This window comes from Rhodococcus sp. NPDC056743, assembly GCF_042790355.1.
Classification (GTDB): Bacteria; Actinomycetota; Actinomycetes; order Mycobacteriales; family Mycobacteriaceae; genus Rhodococcus_F.
In genome coordinates this window covers 187,434-208,004 of the sequence record NZ_JBHTZI010000012.1, presented here as the reverse complement: position 1 = coordinate 208,004, position 20,571 = coordinate 187,434, and the positions used below count along the sequence as shown (strand labels likewise).

General features: G+C 59.1%; 13 protein-coding genes. 7 read left to right on the top strand and 6 right to left on the bottom strand.

Going from position 1 to position 20,571, the window contains the following annotated elements:
* Window positions 1-1,141: Ig-like domain-containing protein (locus tag ACFRFQ_RS26810; protein WP_378664566.1), on the top strand; the 1,141-nt coding region annotated here is incomplete at its 5' end.
* Window positions 1,142-1,425: 284 nt separating this feature from the next.
* Window positions 1,426-4,005, top strand: coding sequence for a beta strand repeat-containing protein (locus tag ACFRFQ_RS26805; protein ID WP_378664564.1), 2,580 nt, complete (start codon window positions 1,426-1,428; stop codon window positions 4,003-4,005).
* A gap of 86 nt (window positions 4,006-4,091) precedes the next feature.
* Here ACFRFQ_RS26805 and ACFRFQ_RS26800 read toward each other — a convergent pair whose 3' ends face one another.
* Window positions 4,092-5,639, bottom strand: a complete 1,548-nt coding sequence (locus tag ACFRFQ_RS26800) for a Rieske 2Fe-2S domain-containing protein (RefSeq protein ID WP_378664563.1) — start codon at window positions 5,637-5,639, stop codon at window positions 4,092-4,094.
* A 167-nt stretch (window positions 5,640-5,806) separates the two neighbouring features.
* Between ACFRFQ_RS26800 and ACFRFQ_RS26795 the strand changes: the two genes are divergently transcribed.
* The 4 genes from ACFRFQ_RS26795 (at window position 5,807) to ACFRFQ_RS26780 (ending at window position 9,684) form a co-directional block, all read left to right on the top strand.
* On the top strand, window positions 5,807-6,562 hold the full coding sequence (locus ACFRFQ_RS26795) for a lysophospholipid acyltransferase family protein (RefSeq protein WP_378664560.1): 756 nt from the start codon (window positions 5,807-5,809) through the stop codon (window positions 6,560-6,562).
* Window positions 6,563-6,566: 4 nt separating this feature from the next.
* Entirely contained in the window at window positions 6,567-7,301 is a 735-nt protein-coding gene (locus ACFRFQ_RS26790) for a lysophospholipid acyltransferase family protein (protein ID WP_378664558.1), read from the top strand.
* Between the two features lie 742 nt (window positions 7,302-8,043).
* Window positions 8,044-9,273, top strand: coding sequence for a HEPN domain-containing protein (locus tag ACFRFQ_RS26785; RefSeq protein WP_378664556.1), 1,230 nt, complete (start codon window positions 8,044-8,046; stop codon window positions 9,271-9,273).
* A 132-nt stretch (window positions 9,274-9,405) separates the two neighbouring features.
* On the top strand, window positions 9,406-9,684 hold the full coding sequence (locus ACFRFQ_RS26780) for a hypothetical protein (protein WP_378664554.1): 279 nt from the start codon (window positions 9,406-9,408) through the stop codon (window positions 9,682-9,684).
* 476 nt (window positions 9,685-10,160) lie between these two features.
* Here ACFRFQ_RS26780 and ACFRFQ_RS26775 read toward each other — a convergent pair whose 3' ends face one another.
* The 3 genes from ACFRFQ_RS26775 to ACFRFQ_RS26765 all read right to left on the bottom strand — a co-directional run bounded on the left by ACFRFQ_RS26775 (window position 10,161) and on the right by ACFRFQ_RS26765 (window position 16,927).
* Window positions 10,161-11,786 (bottom strand): SIR2 family protein, encoded by a 1,626-nt coding sequence (locus ACFRFQ_RS26775; protein WP_378664552.1) that lies wholly within the window; start codon window positions 11,784-11,786, stop codon window positions 10,161-10,163.
* A gap of 440 nt (window positions 11,787-12,226) precedes the next feature.
* Window positions 12,227-14,785 carry a DEAD/DEAH box helicase gene (locus ACFRFQ_RS26770; protein ID WP_378664550.1) on the bottom strand — a complete coding sequence of 853 codons (2,559 nt, stop codon included), beginning with the start codon at window positions 14,783-14,785 and terminating at the stop codon, window positions 12,227-12,229.
* Between the two features lie 6 nt (window positions 14,786-14,791).
* The gene (locus ACFRFQ_RS26765; RefSeq protein ID WP_378664548.1) at window positions 14,792-16,927 is read right to left on the bottom strand and encodes a site-specific DNA-methyltransferase; all 2,136 of its coding nucleotides are present in this window, start codon (window positions 16,925-16,927) and stop codon (window positions 14,792-14,794) included.
* Between ACFRFQ_RS26765 and ACFRFQ_RS26760 the strand changes: the two genes are divergently transcribed.
* Entirely contained in the window at window positions 16,869-17,450 is a 582-nt protein-coding gene (locus tag ACFRFQ_RS26760; protein ID WP_378664546.1) for a transposase family protein, read from the top strand. The two genes, ACFRFQ_RS26765 and ACFRFQ_RS26760, sit on opposite strands and share 59 nt — an antisense overlap.
* Before the next feature lie 7 nt (window positions 17,451-17,457).
* On the opposite strand, the gene ACFRFQ_RS26755 is transcribed toward ACFRFQ_RS26760, so the two are convergent.
* Together ACFRFQ_RS26755 and ACFRFQ_RS26750 are read right to left on the bottom strand one after the other, a co-directional pair.
* The gene (locus tag ACFRFQ_RS26755) at window positions 17,458-18,609 is read right to left on the bottom strand and encodes a UvrD-helicase domain-containing protein (RefSeq protein ID WP_378664545.1); all 1,152 of its coding nucleotides are present in this window, start codon (window positions 18,607-18,609) and stop codon (window positions 17,458-17,460) included.
* Complete coding sequence (locus ACFRFQ_RS26750) at window positions 18,606-20,210, bottom strand: ATP-dependent endonuclease (RefSeq protein ID WP_378664543.1); 1,605 nt, start codon at window positions 20,208-20,210, stop codon at window positions 18,606-18,608. Before ACFRFQ_RS26750 ends, ACFRFQ_RS26755 begins: the two co-directional genes overlap by 4 nt.
* Between the last annotated feature and the right edge of the window lie 361 nt (window positions 20,211-20,571).

Sequence of the window (20,571 nt, the reverse complement as noted above, 5' to 3'; positions counted from 1 at the left end):
GGATGCGGTGGGCAGTGTGCAGTTCAAGTCGAATGGTGTGGCGATTGGTTCTCCGGTGACTGTTGCCGGTGGGTCTGCTGTGTTGTCGCATGCGTTCGATGCTGCTGGTGCGCAGAGTATTACCGCTGATTTCACGGCGGGTGCAGGGTTTGTGGGTTCGTCGGCGTTGGCTCAGACGGTGACTGTGTCTGATCCGGCTCCGGTGGATGTGGAGACGACGACGTCGTTGTCGGTTCCTGCTACTGCGGTTACGGGTACGGCGGTTGATTTGACGGCGACGGTTGCTCCTTCGGATGCGGTGGGCAGTGTGCAGTTCAAGTCGAATGGTGTGGCGATTGGTTCTCCGGTGACTGTTGCCGGTGGGTCTGCTGTGTTGTCGCATGCGTTTAATGCTGCTGGCACGCAGAGCATTACCGCTGATTTCACCGCTGGAGCAGGGTTTGTCGGTTCGTCAGCGTTGGCTCAGACGGTGACTGTGTCTGATCCGGCTCCGGTCGACAAGGCAACCAAGACGGTTCTGAGTGTTCAGGGTGAAGCCAAGGTTGGACTTCCCGTGGATCTCTTCGCGACGGTGTCCGAGGATCCCTCGAATGACGTTGTGCCGTCGGGCGGAACTGTTCAGTTCAAGATCGGTGGAGTCGATCTGGGCGCCCCGGTCGCGGTTGTTGACGGAGTTGCCAAGCTGCCGCACGTATTCGGAGCAGAAGGCACCTTTGCAGTCTCGGCCGTATTCAGCGGCTCCGGAGTGTTCACTTCATCCACGGCGGAGTCCGTCGACGTCAATGTCACGGTACCGACAGTCGCGGATGTCGAGAGCTCTACGTCGTTGACGGCTCCGTCTTCGGCGAAGGTCGGTACGTCGGTGCAGCTGAAGGCTGTGGTCAGTTCTTCCGGCGCGACGTCGGGAACCGTCCAGTTCTTCGACGGAACTACTCCGATCGGAATGGCGGTTGATGTTGTGGGTGGGCAGGCCGTGCTGAGCCACACCTTCACCACGACCGGCAACCATTCGATCACCGCGGTGTACAGCGGGGCCCAGGGTGTTACGGGTTCCACTTCGACCGCATCGGTTGTGAACGTCGGTAACGGGGGTGGTGACTTCGGTTCGCTCGGATCGCTGTCGCTGCCGTTTGGTTCCTGATTTTCCGATGATGTGATGCCCCTTGCGCCTGTAGGTGCAAGGGGCATTGCCCGGCTGAAAGGACCGTCAATCGGGGCAGTTGGGGTAACCGTCGTCGTAACCTCGATCTACGTGGGCACCGAGCTAACTCTGTCTGCAGACCGGCTCGCGGGGTGGCCTCTCCCTTGACTCCTGATCGCTATCTGCTGCACAGCAGATTCGGCTCTAACTCAACTGCTGTTGTGGCACTGGCTGCGGCGGTTGTTCCGTTCAGTCAGTGCATCGCAAAGAGAGGCTCGAAATCTATGAAAGACAAGAAGTTACGTCGGCTGTTAGCCGGTGCCAGCACCGCCGCGATAGCGGTGGGCTTCGCCACGTCGTTCGGCGTCATGGCCGCATCCGCTGCGCCCGTGAGCGTATCGACGACATCCGGCAGTTGGACATTCAACCGCACGATCAGCAACGGCACGCCAGTCCCCGGCGATACAATCACCGTCACGAACAACATTCGTTGGAACGGTGGTCTCGCTCCGACCATCAGCGCCTTCAAGGACATTCACCCGGACTGCCTCACCTACGTCGCGGATTCGTCACGAGTCAGCGGTAAGGGTGTCACCACGGATTCGACCAACTCCACATTCGTGCGCATGACAGGATCGTGGATCCGCAGCGCCGTCGATCGGAACATCGACTACACGGTCCAGTACACCGTCGGCCAGAACTGTGCCCGAGACGTTGCCCTGATAACGGGTGCCGGCATCAGCGCGAATCAGAATACGGGCTCGGAAACCGCCAATGCGGGTCCGTCCATCACAGTTGCAAAGGCCGCGACTCAGACCACCCTCGCTGTGGCGCCTGCACCGCAGGCTGATCGGGCCTCGACCCTGACAGCCACCGTCACTGCGGGTGTCACCGGCAACGTCGACTTTTTCAACAACGGCAATCTCCTCGGTACCGGCACGATCGCTAGCGGGACCGCTACCTACGCGTGGACTCCGGCCGGCGCGGACGGTGGCCAGCCGTACTCGATCACCGCGAAGTACCTCAGCGACGCCACCAACGCGGTATCGACCTCGGCCCCGCAGACCGGAACTGTGGCAGCTGCGCCGACCGTGCCGGCGGCTCCCACTGAAATCACCGTTAACCCGACTTCTGTTGTTGTCGGCGGCACTGTGACGGTTTCCGGTAAGGCTGAGGCCAATTCGGAGGTCACCGTCATAGCTGGTGACAAGACGTGCAAAGATACTGCAAATGCTGCCGGGGCTTTCAGCTGTGACATTGTCACCAGCGAACCCGGCACCCTGACCGTGACTGCTGTTGCAGCCAATACTGTTGGTGTCGGACCGATCTCGGCTTCGGTCACCGTGGCCGTGTCGGCTCCGGCTGATATCGATACGACGCTGGGTTTGTCGGTTCCGTCTGTTGCGACGACGGGTGTTGCTGTTGATTTGACGGCGGCTGTGACTCCGGCTTCGGCTGTGGGTTCGGTGTCGTTCAAGGTTGCGGGTGCCGAGGTTGGTACTGCTTCTGTGTCGAATGGTGTTGCGACTCTTTCGCATGCGTTTGCTGTTGCGGGTGTGCAGTCGGTGACGGCAGATTTTGCGGGTGCTGGTTTTGTGGCCTCGAGTGCGGGTCCGTCACTGGTGACGGTTTCTGATCCGGTTCCGGCTGATGTTGATACCGCGCTTGGTTTGACAGTTCCGGCTGTTGCGTCGACGGGTGTTGCTGTTGATTTGACGGCGACGGTTGCTCCGGCGAATGCGGCGGGTACGGTGCAGTTCCAGGACAACGGGGTCGATATTGGTTCGGCTGTGAGTGTTGTCGGTGGTGTTGGGACTGTTTCGCACGCGTTTGGTTCTGCTGGTGCGCATTCGATTACGGCGAGTTTCACTGCGGGTGCGGGGTTCAATGATTCGGTTGCTTCTGATAAGACGGTGACGGTTTCTGATCCTGTTGCGGTTGATGTTGATACGACGCTGGGTTTGACGGTTCCGTCTGTTGCGTCGACGGGTGTTGCTGTTGATTTGACGGCGGCTGTGACTCCGGCTTCGGCTGTGGGTTCGGTGTCGTTCAAGATTGCGGGTGTCGAGGTTGGTACTGCTTCTGTGTCGAATGGTGTTGCGACTCTTTCGCATGCGTTTGCTGTTGCGGGTGTGCAGTCGGTGACGGCTGATTTTGCGGGTGCGGGTTTTGTGGCGTCGAGTGCGGGTCCGTCACTGGTGACGGTTTCTGATGCAGCGGTGGTCGACACGACTTCGACAACGGTGCTCAGTGTTGCCGGTGAAGCGAAGGTCGGTGTGGAACTGGATCTGTCCGCTGCTGTTGCCGGCCAGCCTTCAGGTGATCCGGCTCCGTCGGGCGGCACGGTCGCCTTCAAGGTCGACGGAGTCAGTGTTGGTTCCGTTCCTGTGGTTAACGGAGCAGCGACGATGACGCACACGTTCAACGTCGCCGGTACGGTTACGGTGACTGCTGTGTACAGCGGTTCAGGTACGTTGGCTGGCTCGACATCGAACGCGGCGACGGTCAACGTGACTGTCGAGGCGCCGACTGATGTGGATACCACGACAACGTTGAATGCTCCGGCATCGGGCGTCGTGGGTAAGAATGTTCAGTTGAAGGCCAACGTGTCTCCGCTGGGCAGTGTCGGGACGGTGCAGTTCTTCGAGGGCAATGTGCCGTTGGGTACCGCGGTGAATGTGGTCAACGGTGTTGCTGTTCTTGATCACACCTTCGCCGCCGCGGGTAATCATTCGATCACTGCGGTGTTCAGCGGTGGTCCCGGGATGAAGGCGTCGGAATCTGCCGGTTCGACGATCAACGTTACCGAAGCGGAGACGGGAATCGGTGGATCGGGTTCTCTGGGTAATATCTTCGGCTCGTAAGGCAGAAAGCGATCGTTCTTCGCCCGTAACATGAAGTGGGGCTGCAGGTCTGATGACCTGCAGCCCCGCTCTCGGCTATGTCGGGGTTAGAGCTTTCGAGTGCGCAGCTCGTGTCCCTTGGACGTCTTGCAGGCACCGGATTCGAGATCCCACTGCCAGCCGTGCAGGTTGCACGTGAGCTTGTTGCCTTCCACCACACCGAATTTGGTGAGGTCGGCCTTCAGATGCGGGCAACGACGCTGAATCTCGTAGCCACCCAGCTCGATGGATGCAGTGTCGTCGTGGGCTTCGGAGAACCAGCCGTCGGCGTAGGCGATGCGCTCGTCGGTGAGGCACTTGAAGAACGTGTAGAGGAATTCGTTGTACCCACCTACACGCCACGCCTGGAAGCGAGTGGAGAGGAAGATGGTGTTGACCCAGTCGGGTTCGTCGTCGCGCAAAACGGTGCGAACCAACTCGGGTGCGATGCGGAATCCGTAGCGGTACTTGCCTTCACCCTCGATGGGCTCGCGGACAAGACGCTTCGGGAAGTCGAGAACTACCGTCTCGTCGCCCATCACAAGTCCGACCGGGTAGCCGATACCGTCGCAGATGACGTCCGATTGCGCCATGATGGGCTCGAACTTCGCTTTGATCGCTTCGAGGAGTGGTTCGCCCTCGGCCGGTGCCCACGACGCCTTCTCGGCGGCGAGCACGGGAGCCATCTTCTTGGCCATGTTCTCGATGTACTCGGCCTTGTTCGAGAAGATCTTGTCGACCTCGTCATCCGGAATCGGATGGGACAGAACAGCTTCGCTGCCATGAATGTCCACGACGGAACCGGGGATCATCAGCAGGCCACCGTTGTTGCCGTGGATGCGCATCTGCTCGAGGAACACGATCTGGTCGGGGAAGATGTTTCCCTCGTCGTCGTGATCGTCGTTGAGGTCACGCAGAGCGTCGTCGAGGAAAACCGGCGGGCCGGCCGACGGGACAACCCAGGTGGCGTCGACCTGCTCGATGTAGCTACGGCAGCGGTCCATGCCGCGCTGACGCTTCTGCTTGCCGAAGTTGCGCTTGGTGCCCTTCGGGATGTCGTAGACCATCGGGTACCAGATGGCGCCCGAGTACTGCAGAAGGTGGATGTCGATCTTGCCGAACTGCTCGCCGAGGACGTCCATGTCGACCGGGCGCGCGTCGTTCATGTTGAAGCACGTGGTCTCGCCGTCGGAAATCACGATGCCTGAATCGCCGATCGGGCCGTCGGCCGGGGCGCGCAGGGCGATGATCATGATCTCCAGGTCACCCTTGGGGCCCGAGACGGTGTGCTTGACGGAATCCTCGGTTTCGAAGAACTTGTGGAAACCGAGCTTCTCGAGCTCACGCTTGAGGTCCGGGACCGGGTAGTCCGGCAGCAGCACCGTGGCGTCCTTGTTGACGTGCTTGCTCAGGTTCTCGGGATCGAAATGATCCTTGTGAAGGTGCGAGACGTACAGGTAATCGCAATTACCGATGGCGTCCCAATCCAACTCCGAGTTATCCGGGAACGGGAACCACGACGCAAAATACGCGGGGTTGACCCACGGATCGCACAGGATCGAGCCTGCGGTCGTCTGAATGTGGAATCCGGCGTGACCGACGCTGGTGACCTGCACTGGTATGCCTCCTGAAAATGTGCTGAGCGACGGTACCAGGGTAGGCCCTCCGCGCAGCGGGTTCGATCAGGCAACCCCTCAGCACCGCGGATAACCCGACGTCACCATGGGAAACACGCGCCCACGCGGTGGGTCAGATCACGGGTTCACCGCTAGGCTGGGAACCTGTGGACCCCGTATACAGAACAGTCATCGGCATCGCCCGTACCGTCTTCGCGTTCGAAGGCCTGAAGTTCTCGGTTCAAGGCGATCGGAATATCCCCGCAACCGGTGGAGCGGTGATCGCGATCAACCACACCGGGTACATGGACTTCACCTATGCGGGTCTGCCGGCGCGCACCCCGAAGCGGTACATCCGGTTCATGGCCAAGAAGGAAGTTTTCGACAACAAGATTTCCGGGCCCATCATGCGAGCCCTCAAGCACATCCCCGTCGACCGCGGCGCGGGTGCTGATTCCTACAAGGCGGCCGTCGACTTCCTCAAGCGCGGTGAACTGGTCGGCGTATATCCCGAGGCCACGATCAGCCGGAGCTTCGAGATCAAGGAATTCAAGTCCGGTGCTGCACGCATGGCAATCGAGGCCGGTGTTCCGATCATCCCCGTTGCGATCTGGGGCGCGCAGCGCGTCTGGACCAAGGGGTATCCGAAGCGGCTGGGTCGCACCAATACTCCGATCTCGATCGCTGTCGGTGAGCCCATCCAGCCTTTCGAGCCGGCTAGTGAACTGACGGCCAAGCTGCGCTCGACGATGCAGGAATTGCTGCTCGAGGCTCAGAAGGGCTACGAGCATCCCGCCGGCGAGTACTGGGTACCCGCACGATTGGGTGGCAGCGCGCCGACTCTCGAACAGGCAGACAAGATGGACGCCGAAGAAGCCGAGGCCAAGGCAAAGGCACGCGAGGCCCGCAAGTCGGAAGGCTGAGCCCGTGACCGCCGAACCCGTGTACACGGCAGTCGAGACCACCGCGCGTGTTCTCTGCCGTCTACAGGGTTTGGCGGTCACCCGAACTGGCACCGAGAACGTTCCGCACACCGGCGGAGCGGTGATCGCGATCAACCACACGAGCTACCTGGACTTCATCCACGCGGCCCTCGCCGTGCGCGAGTCGAAGCGGAAGCTCCGGGTGATGGCCAAAACGGAATTGGCGAACAACAAGGTTCTCGCGTTCCTCATGCGGGGGTGTGGCGTCATCGAAGTGGATCGCTCGGCGGGTGCATCGGCCTTCCAAGCAGGGGTCGACGCATTGCGCCGTGGCGAATTGGTTGGCGTGTACCCGGAAGCGACAATCAGCCGGAGCTTCGAGATCAAGGAATTCAAGTCCGGTGCTGCCCGGATGGCCATCGAAGCGAAGGTGCCGATCATTCCTGTGATCGTCTGGGGTGCACAGCGGGTGGTGACAAAGGGTGGCCCGAAGAATTTGGGCCGCAACCACTTTCCTATCTCCGTGGAGGTTGGATCGCCAATTGATCCGGTAGAGCCGGCGGATGCACTCACCGAGATTCTGCGGATTGAGATGGATGCTATCTTGCGGCACATTCAGGATGGGTTTGCTCATGAGCCGGGTGCGTACTGGGTCCCGCGCCGGCTTGGGGGAGGGGCGCCCACTCCCGAGGAAGCTGCGGCAATGGATATGGCGGAACGGGCCAAGCGGGCTGGATGATTCAAACCGCGATTGAATTGTCACGCAGACATCTTTGATGTCACTTGGCGCGGCTATTCCGGATCAGATCCGACTCCAACTCGATCGTCAGCGCGAGGGCGCCGATGAACATTGCCCATCGGATCAATGGGGTCGTAGATTATCTCGTTGGTCGACCCGGCGCTGCTTTTTCCTCACCAACTTCTTGACTGTCTCTTTTGAGATCCGCGCGGTGTGAAAAAGACGGTCGAGTTTGGCCGCCCAGTGCGTCGTCGTCACCGGACAGTGTTGATCGCATTGTTGAGCGTTGGAGTGGCGTGATCGCCGACCTCTTGCCTTGGCTAGAAGTCCGACCTGAATCGACGAATCCCTGGGCGGAAGTATTCACGCGCGCGTAAAGACCGGTCTTCATTCCAGTCGGATTTTCGCCGTTCACGACGCCCCACACACAAACTGTCCGCTAGAAACTATGCCATACCGGATTTTTTCAACGGACAGCAAAATGGATGGACAGCGCTGAAATTTTCCAGGTGAAGCGCACGCAGGAGCGTGTTTGAGATCGTCCGTTATGACGATGGTCAAAACGCACACCCAAACCCGCAGGAGGACGCTCAGCGGGTTGGTTTCGAATCGGCAAGGATAATGCCCTGGTATCAATCATTGAAGGCGGAGACGTTCCTCCTTGGATGGCCTACAAGCGAATTGTTTGATCAGCGACGTCCATCCGGGCTGCGCGACAAGGACTGAGGTCGGAGGCAGATCGGTGATCGTGGACAACGGGCAGTGGTGGATGCCATCCAATCGCGACCGCACCGGCACCGGCACCCTCACCACCGTCGACGACGGTTCCCTTCGCCTCAAGCTAGACCACCGTATCGTCCCGTGCGCCAACGAGGGCCAGATTGTGTGGGGTGAAACCGCTGACGGCGCACTGGTGACTCTGCTGGGCTGCTTAGTCCTGTCCGACAGGCACTTGACGCAGGAGGTTCACGTGCACGTGGCGTTAATCGGCGCCCACATCGCCTCCGCCGATGATCCCATCTTCTGCCAGGTGTCGGTGAGCCTGTCCAACCTGACCGACTGGGCAACCCGAGACCGTGATGCGCCGCCGCTGCCCGAGCAGATGACCAACCCTCAACGTCCTGGCGAGCAGCTCAGCCTGCGCCGTGTAGGCCGCGAGGTCCAGCTGGTCATTGAGTCCGATGTACCCCGTCGTTGGGCGGATTTCGACACCACCATCCAGGCGTTCGAAGACCTCCTGACTCTGGCGGGCAATGCGGACTGCCGGATCGAGTCGTCCGTCCTGTCCACCAGTGACGGCACCCCGGTCCAGATATGGATGAAGGCCGACGCCGTGATCGAGCGTCGTTGGCATCCCGTGTTCGTGCTGAGCACCGTCCCCGATCGGTTCATCCCCGACTGGCTGAGATTGCGTGCGCAGTTGGGGATGTCGGGTTCGGTGTTGTTCAGTCTCGACTACGGCGGCCGCGGGTACTTTCAGAACAAGCTATTTAATGTTGCATCCGCCGCCGAGGGTTTCCACCAGATTCTGCAGCCGGATACAACCGGTATCTCCGACCGGGAACACGAGGACCTCAAGGGCCACATCAAGGCTTTGCCCGACGGCCCGGCGCGGCAATGGGCACTTTCAGCGATCCAACGGAACCAGCCGGGCTTCGCGACACGGATGCGCGAGCTGGCCTCGATCCCCGACAGCGAGGCCGTCGCTACAGTGCTCCGCGACCGGGCCAAGTGGGTCACCTGGATGGTCAATGCGCGCAACGCGATCGGTCATTCATCGTGGGACGGCATGGACAAGATTCCTCGCGAGGTCAGACCCGCACTGACCTACGTAACGAAAACCCTGTTGCACCTGGTGATGTTTGAGAAGCTCGGGCTTTCCTCTGATCAGCAGCGCAGTGCGGCAGTGGTGAGTTACTACAATTTGCGGCAACGCTACAACGACTACTTTGACCCCGCGCCAGCAGACTGAACTGCACAAATCGGGCGTGATCACTTGTTTGAACCGACACCTAGCTCGGTGTGGTGGAAGTCGGCCGTCGATGCGGAACTGCGGGGCATATCCGACCGCCTCTGCATAGGTCTGCATCCGTAGGATTGCCACGTGGATATCACAGAATTCGTCAGTGCTCGTCTAGACGAACAGCAGGAGCAGGCAGAGAGCGTGCGGGCCAGTCTGGCCGCGAATCCGCCAGCAGGGGTGGCTTCCTACGCTCAAGGGTTCGTCGACTATTACGACAAGTTCCGCAGCTACGTCTCAGAGGCGCTCGCGCGTCTACCCGAAGACAGGCTCAACGATCTGCCGCTTCTATACGCCGCGACATGGTTCTCGCACCATCCTGATTACGACGCCGAATGGGACTGGCGATTCAAGGAACGGTAGCGTTGGCCTGGTAAACCCTGCACATCCGAACTGGTCGTATTACTCCACGCTTCGATGGCGACGCCGCGGGCGCAGCCATTATCAGACTGCCCATATGTTCAGTGCGTTTCGCCGTTGTTGGGGCGTGCGAGGGTGGTGCCGTCGCGTTCTTCGTGTTTGGCGCGATACAGGGCTTCGTCGGCAGCTGCTGTGTTGCGATGAACACCTCTCTAGATCAAAGTGCTGCCACGGCGATGATCGCGGCGATAGCCATACGGTCTCGAAGCAGTCGATGGCGAAGTGTATTTGGCATGGCTGAGATGCCTTGCGCGCGAGGGCAGTAGGGCTACAGGAGAGTGTCCCAGTAAGAGCCAGCCTGTCCTGCGGATGAAGGCTACTCGCCGGGGCCCTCGTCGTCGGTCGGGTAGAGCACGGAGCCTATTGACTGGACCTGTTCACGGGGATCCAGTCAAGACCGGCTGGATTTTAGTTAGGATTCACGATCGTACATCGAACTTCAACCGGTCATAGTGGCACACGGCACGAAAAAACCCGGTCGATTTCGAATTCACGCCTTCCGATTTAAGGATCACCAATAGGACGTCCCGTAACTCGCCTACTTGATAACCGCTAGGATTGAGAAGGATTAAGCTCTCCATCTTGAATGTGTAGGAGAGGTCAGAGCTCATGATCTCGGCTGGCGAAGTTAAGATTCCATCGACATCTCGTTCAAAGCGTTTCTTGGCAGAATCTTGAATGTTCATGCTGCGGTTTTTGTTAATGCAGTTCTGGATTTCTTCCGGCAGTCCCTTCGTATTTACTTTTCCGTTTCTGTTTATACGTCCAGATTCAGCCAGATACTTAAAGATAGGAACGTATCCAAAACTTGCCCTCTTTAAAACCTCCGGTAATGCCTCTTTTAGAAGCTGATCAGGGTCCGCGGAAATCGGCTTGTCCTTTAGGATGTCCTGAACTATTCTCCGTCGGTCAATTCCGCGCAGTCCTAGGGTGGATAGTCCCTCGATATCGCTGTTTTGGTACGGCCCCACACCAAAGATAACTTTGAGGCCGTCAGCTCCTGGAGAATTGATCGGGACGGCAATTACGGGCTGTCGCGTCACATCAGGATCACGGACTATGTCATATACGTGCTTTGTTAGCATTCGAACCACTTGTGCAGGCATAGGGGGTTCGAGCTGGACCAAAGCGTCGAATAATGGAGAAAACGAGTTGATCCGGATACGCCGTAATGGAATTATCCCTTCTTCGAGTTTCATGAGATAAGGCTCAATTTTCGGTGAATCAACCGATTTGTCCCATTCAACATAGAACATTCTGTCCCCAAGTTCAGAGATCCTGTCCGCGCCGACGGCGCAAGTAATATTTTCAAGAATTCTAAGGATATTCTCATCCTCGATGGAGTATCCAAGGAATAAGACGGGATGCTCCGCAAAAATAGTAAGTAACTTCGCGGCGAGGTACTTGTCGCGCTTTTCGAAATGATCGTAGTCCTGCTTTGTGAGAACAAGCGAGGAGGGATCTTCCACTGATCCGTGAATTTTATAAGTCTCAGCGACAAATTGGGCATCGCTGAGTAATAATTGTTGTTGTCCTACATATGCTGGAAAGTCAGGGAAAATTTGATCGACCAGCTTGTCGTAATTGGTTGTGATCACGCCGCCAATTACGACTTTTTTGAATCGATCGACCTCATCTCGGAGGGCATCGACGTCGACGCCAGGCGTCCCTTTTCTGAGCTCAGATTTTGTCGATAGGTAGTCAGATATCTCCACTTTCAGAGCCATCTGTTTGTCGACTACTTGATCGCTATGTTTAGTGCGACTTTTGGCGTACTTTGGTTCGTTCCACCAAATCTCATGGAACTCTCTAGCTAATTCTCTGGCAAGTGCGGGATAGTCACCTTCCGCGGAGGAGTATAAGTAACCGTAGTTGACCTTCGCTTCGGTTGCAAAATGCCGCAATAGCCCGGACCAGTCTGGGAGATCAAGGTAGCGTCGGGACATTCCGCTACCCACGAATAGATATGGCAGTGCTGTGTGGGTTGAAAGCAAACTGAGAATTTCATTGGTGAAATCTTCGTCCGGGCTGCTAGGAGTCTGCATCGTTGAAACGCTACCGAACCGCACGGCCGTAGTTCGCTGCGGGATGGCCTGCGACATCGCTTTCGTTGCGAACTACCCGCACGCGGTTGGGGCAGGGTGAGCATCCGATAGAAATATGCAGTGGCAGTGATCGGCTTGAGGTCACGGCGTGAATAAGGCCGTTGTCAGACGTGAAGGCCAGATAGAACGCGGACGTGTTGAGATTAAGATCTATCTCCTACACCTTGTTCTATGGCCTTGCCGTCCGATAACCGTCCATTATGTCAGGCAAACCACTTGATCTATGTGCGACGCAGGATTGGCGGGAAGTGGTCCTCGGCGTCACGCGCCGCGCCCGCCTTATCAGGCGGTGGTCAACGCGGTGTTCGCCGGATTCGACGTGTGCGAACATGGCTCGTCGATCCCCTGAAACTCGCGGTACATCGACCGAACCTGTCTTCCTACCCGTACTGGCGAGTGATCGCGGGCTTGGCCTTCTCCACCAACTCCGCCCAGGACTCTGATGAGGCGATGGTCGACTCGTAGCCGATAAGGTAGCCGTAGAGCTTGCCAGCGAACTCTGGGTGGGAGTTCATACGTCGGATGATGCTCTCAGCCGCAGCCTTCTTGGCCTGGACCTCGGCGTCAGACTTGCCTTTCTCGGACTTGCCTTCGATGATCCATAACCTCCCACTAGTGTCGAGCGCCGCGAAGTCAGGAAAGTACCTGTCCGTGATCGTGTAGTAGATGTACGCCTGCTCATGCCGGTAGAGACGCTTCCACCAGGTGATATCCGGAGACTTGTCGAGCAGTTCAGCAAGCATGAACTCGCCGGAATACGAGTCGAACGACTCTGAGCTGAACATGGAGGCGTTCCACTCTCCGTAATGCTGCCGGGCGACGAACTGTACACGGGATTCGACGGTGTTCTGATCTATCACCGTCGAGTTCGGCGGCAGATAGTAGCTGTTCTCGATTGGTAGTTCGATGGGGTCGAAGTCCACCTGCACGTTGAGACGGGCGTTGTACTCCTGAGTCTTCTGCCGGACCAGCTCGGTGAGTGACGCGATCGCTGAGGCCATCGATTTCACGGTCCATTCCGTGACAGGCGCAGATGCCATTAAGTGTGGGATGACCCGGCGATTGGCGTCACCGACGTTGGCCTGCGATTGGGTGATGCCGTTCTGATTGAAAAGTTGGTGGAACAGTTCATTCTTGACCGCGTCGGCGCTGGTGAGCACGGATTCGACCGTGGCCTGGACTCGAGTGCGAGCTAGGATGCGTTGTTCTGCGGCATCGGCGACCAGCGCGAACCGTTCCATGCGGTCTGTCTGGCTGGTGATGATCTTCGCCGCGGCTTCGATCTCCTCGTCCCTGATGTCGATGAGCTCGAAGGGCCGTTCGTCACGCTTCATCGTGGACCGCGGGAACACGAACGTCTGCCCGGCGAACTTCGGCATCACCTGGACCTTCGCTCGAATGACAGGCTCTGCAGGAGGGGCGATGTCGCCAGGATTGTCGTCACCGATCTGCCGTGCCTTGATACCACTGCGGCCTCCGATGGAGATGTCGGTGACCTCTTCTGTGCCATCCCCGGTTACGGGCTTGGGGCCGGGCTGCGCCGTCGGATCAGTAGAGGTGAATGTTTCGTCGCAGCCTGCCAGATGTGCGCCCGCTCCTTGGCTGTATGAGACCACCCGGTCGGCGTCGTCTGCAGGGGGAACCGCATCCGCTAGACCGAAAGAACGGAGCACGTTTTCAGCATCCAACAGCTTGCGGAAAGACTCATGAGCGACGATGTCCAGCTCGTTGATCGCCGGATCATCGACCCACTTACCGAATGGCAGCCGCAGACCGCGGCCCATCGTCTGCTGGGTGAGGATGTCGGATCCCATCGCACGCAGGGAGACCATGACGGCGATGTTCTTGACGTCCCAACCCTCTTTGAGCTTGTTCACGCTCACCACGGCCCGAATGGGCGTGTCGGGATAGTCCAGAGTATCCAGAAGGCGCTCAGTCTGGGAGGACATGTGGTCCGAATCGACTTGGAGCACCGAGGTCGATGAGCCAAAGAACTCCGACGTGCGGAGCTTTTCGGAGACCTCGCTCGCATGGTCGATGTCTGAGCACACGACGAAGAGCAAGGGGCGGACTCTGCGGGCATCGGGGTTGGCGGCGAGATACGCCTCGAATGCCTTTTCTTTGCCTCGTAGTAGAGACACCGCGTCTCGGAGCTGCTGGTGCTCCCCCAGTTCGCCGTACCCGCCCTTGCGGTAGGCGATGATGGGCATCTTGACGTGCTCGTCGCTGATCGCCTGGTACAGCGGGTAGCGGAAGATCACCTCGTCTCGTGCATCGGCTGTGGCGGTCAAGCCGATTGTCGCCGCCGGGTGCAGATCCTTAATGGCCTGGTGGAACGCCTTCGCACTCGGGCCGTACAGGTGGTGTTCGTCCGCGATGACGACCAGGTCGTCCATCGCTGCGAGGTCGTCGTAGAGCACACCCACGAACTCGTTGTACTTGCGGATTCCGCGACGAGACGCATCCTTACCCTCGGTGGTGGAGCCGTCGAGGGAAGCCGGGGCGATGAGCTGCTGGATGTTGAATACGTAGATGTTCGAGCGAATCTCTCCCCCGAGGTCCTGGTCATGGATCGACCCCTGGAGCTGCGAGATGTAGTTATCCGGAGTGACCACCTTGGCAGGAAGGCCCGACCCCTCGATGTACTTGGGGTGTCCAGCGGTGAAGTTGCCCAACGTCTTGTGCTGAACAACCAGGCCGGGTGTGACGATGAGGACGTTCGCGTACCCGAGGCGACGTAAGCACTCGATGAACGCCGCCATCAAGTACGTCTTCCCCGCCCCGGTCGCCATGTCCATCACCAGCGGCACCTGGGGGTCGTAGTCCCCGGCTAAACGCTCCACCAGCACAGCGAGCGCACGCTTGTTGGTCTCACGTAGCGCGAACCCACTGGAGACCTCCTCGATGAGATCAGTATCGGCGTAGAAGTTCGGGATCATCTCGTCTCAGCCCTCGATCTCGTGGACGCGGAACAGGTCGTTGGGAATGTGGACCACCCGTGATCCTCGACAGGCCTTGCGTAGTGTTTGTTGGGCGTCGGGGTCCACGGACGTAGAGGCCAGGACGAGTTTCTCGTCGTCGTCCAGGTGAGGCACCAGCTCTTTGACGTACTCAGGCGTAGCGGCGGCAGTGGTTACGACTAGCCGTGTTCGTCCCCGTTTTCCGGTGAATGCCCGGTTTTCTGGAGTGAGGTGGAAGTTCAGGTGCGCAGCGACTGCACGAGCGAGGTTGTCCCCCTCGAACGCAGCCTCGGTGAGCGTGACCAGTCCAAGATCTGGGTTGTAGTCGAAGCACGCCGGGGACAGGTGAGCGACCCGGAACCCGCCACCGCCGCGACAGTTAATCGTGTCGGGGGACTTCTTCGTCTTGAGCTGGCCACCCACAGACTTCTTGACGTACGGCAGGAAGTCGGTCTCGAGAGCCTCTGCCCCGGCGAGCTTGCGCATGAGACGACGCAGCGTCTTGGCCTCATCGTTGTCGAGTGCCGGATCGTCAGTCTTGGAGTCTGCGCGGACAGCGTCACCGACGACCTTGGCGAGGTCAACCGGAGCCGAAACGACCTTGGCGATCTTTCCGAGGGCCTGGGTTAGAGCGAACGCTTCTGGGGCGCTCAAATCGCCAGGAAGTCCGTCTTCTGTCGCATCGACACGCTCGCCCTCGACGGAGGTGATCCCGCCAGGATCCTCGCCGCGGACAACCTTCGTCAAGCGCGGCAGAGTGAACTTCTCGACCGTCTCCGGCAGCAGCTCGGCGGTCACCCAGCGTCGTCTCATCTTGTGCGCGACCGCGGCGGTGGTACCCGATCCAGCGAACACATCAAGAACGATGTCACCAGGGTCGGTGGCAATGTGAATGATCCGCTCCAGAAGCCGCTCAGGCTTAGGCGTGGAGAAGGCATTGATGTCGGGGAAGAGAGCCTTGATCTCGGACTTCGCGGCCCTGTTATGGCCGACCTCTGCGTTGGACCACCACGTACGGGGATTAGTGCCGGTAGCGGGGACGTACGCCTTTCGCCCGAGGCCCCCAGTGGATCGGATCAGAATCTCTGGAAGATCTTCCTGCTGCCTTCGTGCATGAACCCGAGCAACAGCCTCCGCAAGTGGGACGTCCAGCACCAAAGCGCAGACATCGTCGCTGGCCTTACTTACCGGGACGCCCTCGTTCTGCGCTCGCCATTCCTTGTCATGGAGGTTCTCGTACCGGTAGGGAACCCACTGGTTGAGCGCCTCGAAAATCCGCGCTTGTGCGTACCTCCAGCTACCACCCTTTGGCGGGCGCATCATCGCTCCGGTAAGTGGATTCTGGATGGCGTAACACATGCCTCCCGAGCCATCCCCATGGTTCGCAGTCGGATCGCCATCCCACCACGGACCATTCGGATCATTGTCGGGATTCGTGAACCGCGCGTTGTCTGCCACAGTTCGGAGCATGTGGTTGACGCGGTGATGCGAAGACTTGCGATAGACGAGAATGATGTCGTGGTCGTCTGAAAATCCGTCACCCCGACGGGGCGAGTCAGCCTTCTGCCACACGACCTCTGCCATGAAATTTCCGGCCCCGAAAACCTCGTCGAGAAGGACACGCATCCGGTGGTTTTCACCGTCATCTAGGTGTACCCAGATTGAACCGTCATTGGTGAGGAGCTTCTTGATGTGTACCAGGCGATCCCGCATCATCGTCAACCAGACCGAGTGCTCCAGGTTGTCCTCGTAGTCAGCGTGTGTGAACGCCTCGGCGGTGTTGAACGGCGGGTCGATGTAGCAGAGCTTGATCTTGCCCAGGTACTTGTCGGCCAGCTCCGGGACACGGGTCAACGCCTCCAGGACATCGCCGGACTCACCGTTAATGAGCAGGTTATCCGTCGTCGGCTCCAGATCCGCCAGCTCCGAATAAGACAGACCATCTTCCTTCTCGGCCTGGACCCCCTCGATGTATTCGCCCTCGACGAGGGTGTGCGTCTCGCAGTACCGGGGATCTCGAGCATCGACCCATGAGTATCCGTACTTCCCCTGCTCCGTAGAGATGAGCGCCTTGTCTTTGTTGAACCAGGTGAGTTCGAGACGCTGGTTGGTACGGGGCATGGTGTCGGATTCCTTATCGGTGGTTTACATCATCAGGAACGGACCGCGCCCGCAGTCTTATTTTCGCCCATGCGCCCCCGAGTGTCCGACACCGGGATCCCTCGGCATGCTCGACCTGGTGCCCGATCCACGTGCCCGACGCGGGGTGCGGCACCATCTCACGGCGATCCTGTCAGTTGCGCTGGCCACGATGTGTGCCGGTGCACGCTCGTACACCGCGATCGCCGAATGCGCCCATGCCGCGCTGGCCACTGGGCTCGAGAAGCTGGGAGTCCTCCGACACATCTCTAGACCGGGAAAGGCATGGGTGGACCGCCCGTTGCGTCCCACACCCTCCCCAGAATCGTTGACGGGGGCTATCGGAGCAGCACGACAACCGATCCACGCGCCAAGCAATCCGTCTCGTTTCCTTGGAATTGACACGCCCACATGTTTGCGTGTGGGGTCGAGTGTTTTCCCAGCTCAGAGCGTCTCGAAGTGCGTCTCAGAAGTGCGTTCAAAAACTAGCGTCTCTCCGCTGTGAAATGCGCCTACTTATGAGATGGTTCCGGTGAGAGCGCAGCGTCCCGACCTGACACTTCGTCGGCCACGCCATCGTCACTATGGGATGCGCTCCAGGATGTGAGTCCGGTGGCGGCCGGGCTCGGCACTACGAACGCCACAGAGTGTTTGGCGCGGGTCACGGCCACGTAGAGCCCGCAGGCGGTCTTCGGCTTGAGCTTCGTTCCCTTTGTGAGAAAGGCAGTGATGGACTTCGTCGGGTAGATGATCACTCGGTCGAAGGTCAGGCCCTTTACAGTCCCGAAATTGCGAAACGACAGCTCCACATCGTTCGCGGTGGTGATCCGGTCTCGTAGTGCTTGCGGATTGAACTGGTTCATGTACAGCGTCATGTCAGCCTCAGCGATCGCGAAGACCCCGTCGTGGCCCGTGATCTCGGTCTGCTTCGAGGTTGTCGATTCGAAGCAGAACTCGGAGGGGAAAAGCGAGTCGGAGAAATCGGCAATCGCCTGGTTTGCACGCCAAGTTTCCTGGTTGCGATGGACGTCGAGAAGACCTGAGGCTCGGTGCAGTTCGAACCAGTCGAGCATCTTCACCCCTCGGAACTTCCTGAGGTTCGGGTCCTGAGGGTTGGTATCGAACACCGATTGCCGCACGTCGCCGACCATGTGAACATCGATGCCAGGCGCTTTCATAAGCTGCTCGACGATGTGGAGGTCACATCCGGTTAGGTCCTGTACTTCGTCGATGTAGATCTCGTCGTAGATGTGGGAGAGCCGATCGACGACGGCGCCGTTGCTCGCTACGGATACGTCGTAGGCCAGCTTGGAGAGATGGAGTCGATATGCGCGACCCTCAGCGTCGAAGAATCGGGCCGCTTCCTTGGCGTACCTCCCGCCAACAGGCTCACCGTCAAAGTTGAGTCCGCGGAGGCGCTGTTCGGGGAAGCGCAGCGGAAGATACGGGCGGATGCAGTGCCGAAGCAGAAACGTAAACCAGCCCATGACCTCGGGGGCTGCTCCGGGGGCGCAGGCTTGCTGGAGGCGTCCCTTGATCTCGGCCTGTCCGGTCTGGGTGAACGTCAGCGCGAGTCGGCGTACGCCGGGTGCTCCACCCGCACAGGCATCGACGATCGACTGTGTCTTGTGGGAGCCGGCGACGGCGAGAGTGACTCGGTTCATTCGACGAACTCGATTGCTTTCATCAGGTAGTCCGGGAACGTGATCGAAGTTTTTGATTCGACGATTTTCAGGGCGGCATCGGTCTTGTGGCCGGTCATCCAGTCGAGGGTGGTCTTCGTATCGTCCGTAATCGGCAGAAGCGCTCGCAAAGTAGCGTCCCCGTTGGCGTGGATCAGCTGAGGCTCGAGGGTCTTGCCGTCGGCTGGATCCCCGATGAACAGTTGGCGTTTCCCTGGCTGGAGATAGGCGGCGACTTTCCCTTCCCAGTGGCTTGGCTGCTTGCCGTCGTTGTCCCGGATTCCAGCGACCTGACGGTCGAGTGCCGCAGAGAGTTCCAGGGCTCGAGCCAGAGAAACGCCGGCCATGGACAGTACGTCGATCCCAGCTTCGATGGGCGTCTTATCGTCGTGTTTGTCTCGGAAGGCGCGTTCGAAGAGCATCTCGTCGGACGGTCCCTCCGCAAGGACGAGTTTGTCCGCCAGAACGATGCGGAGGGTGTCGAAGCCAGAGAGGCGTTTGAAGTAGAGCACGGTGTCCGCCGAGATGTCGGAGAAAGTCGTCGGTGTTCCTGCGTGCAGGAGTCGGAGCTTGTCGAGTCCAAGGCGGTTGAGAACGTAGGAGCTGTGGGTGGTGATGAAGACCTGCCGATTGCCGGCAAGTGCCTCGATGCGGGCGATCAGCTGTGTGAGGCTGGTATGGGAGAGGTGATTTTCCGGTTCCTCGATCAGAACGTAGGAGGTGGTGTCCGCCGAGCGGTTCATCGCGAGCGCCACTTTTATCGCGGCCTGAGGGCCTTGGCCAGCGAGCGCGAACGGGATTTCGCCAACGTGCGGTACAACACTCGCCTCCCAGGAGGCGCCGGCTGACTGGTCCATCTGCAAGGCAAGGTCTTTGTCGTGAAGCTTGGTGCCCTCGGCGATGATGCGCTTGTTTACCTCGGCAAGCGCCGTTTCCGAAATGTTGTGCCGTGCGCTGCGGTGCGCGACAGAGATCGCAGCCCGCTCCTTCGCCTCGACGAAGTCGCCGAGCATCTCGCGTGTGTGATAGTCGAGTCCCCAGGTTGACCGGATCGTTCGAGAGTCGATGAAGGACACACCCAAGCTCTTCGGTCGGCGGTGGAGTATCGCGCCGGCGAAGTCCTGCCACTCGACTTCGTAGTACTCGACGGGAATGATGTCGGGGCGGTCAGGGGTAGCAAGGTAGCTGGCGAATTCCTCGGAGTAGTCGGTCGACGGCCTGATGTGGATGCGCACACCCGGTGCATCCTCAGCGCGGGAGTTATAGACGCCGCGGAGGATATGGATGTCCGGGTTCGCGGGGCTGAGAAAAAGCTCGATGAGGATTTCGGGGGCCTTGAGAGAATTCCCGGCAGCGAGTTCCGCGAAGTAATTGGCCACCAGTTTCTGGTTGAACCAGTACGGATTGAGTTGTTCTTCGGCCCAACGACCGTCGACCCGTCCCGTTAGACCGAGACTGATCGCCTCCAATAGAGTCGATTTACCCGCTTCGTTTCCGCCCACGACGATATTGAGCCCTGCAGTGGGAACCATCTCGAAGTCTTGGAAGAGGCGGTAGCCCCGGATGACAATGCGCTCAATCATTTATGTTGACCTCATACACACTCATGGACGCCCGGCGTGCGCCTGGAATGTTGCATTGAAGCACGGGGTACCGACAGTCAGGCCCGCTAAATCGCCAGTGCAGCGATCCCGATAACCGAGCGAAGTTGGCTGCGGCGCATAGGAGAGGTTGGACTGAGATGGTGGCCTGGGGGGTGTGGGGTGGCTATCGGGCGCGATAATAGAATTTGGGCGTCGAGAATAGATCGATTTTCGACACCCGGACAGTCGATGTAATTGTGCAGGTCTATTCCGTCGGGAACTCGTGTCGAGAATCTGTGTCGGATTGCCGCGGGACATACCATTTCCGACAGGTTCAATTAATAATGTCGGGGTGTCCGGT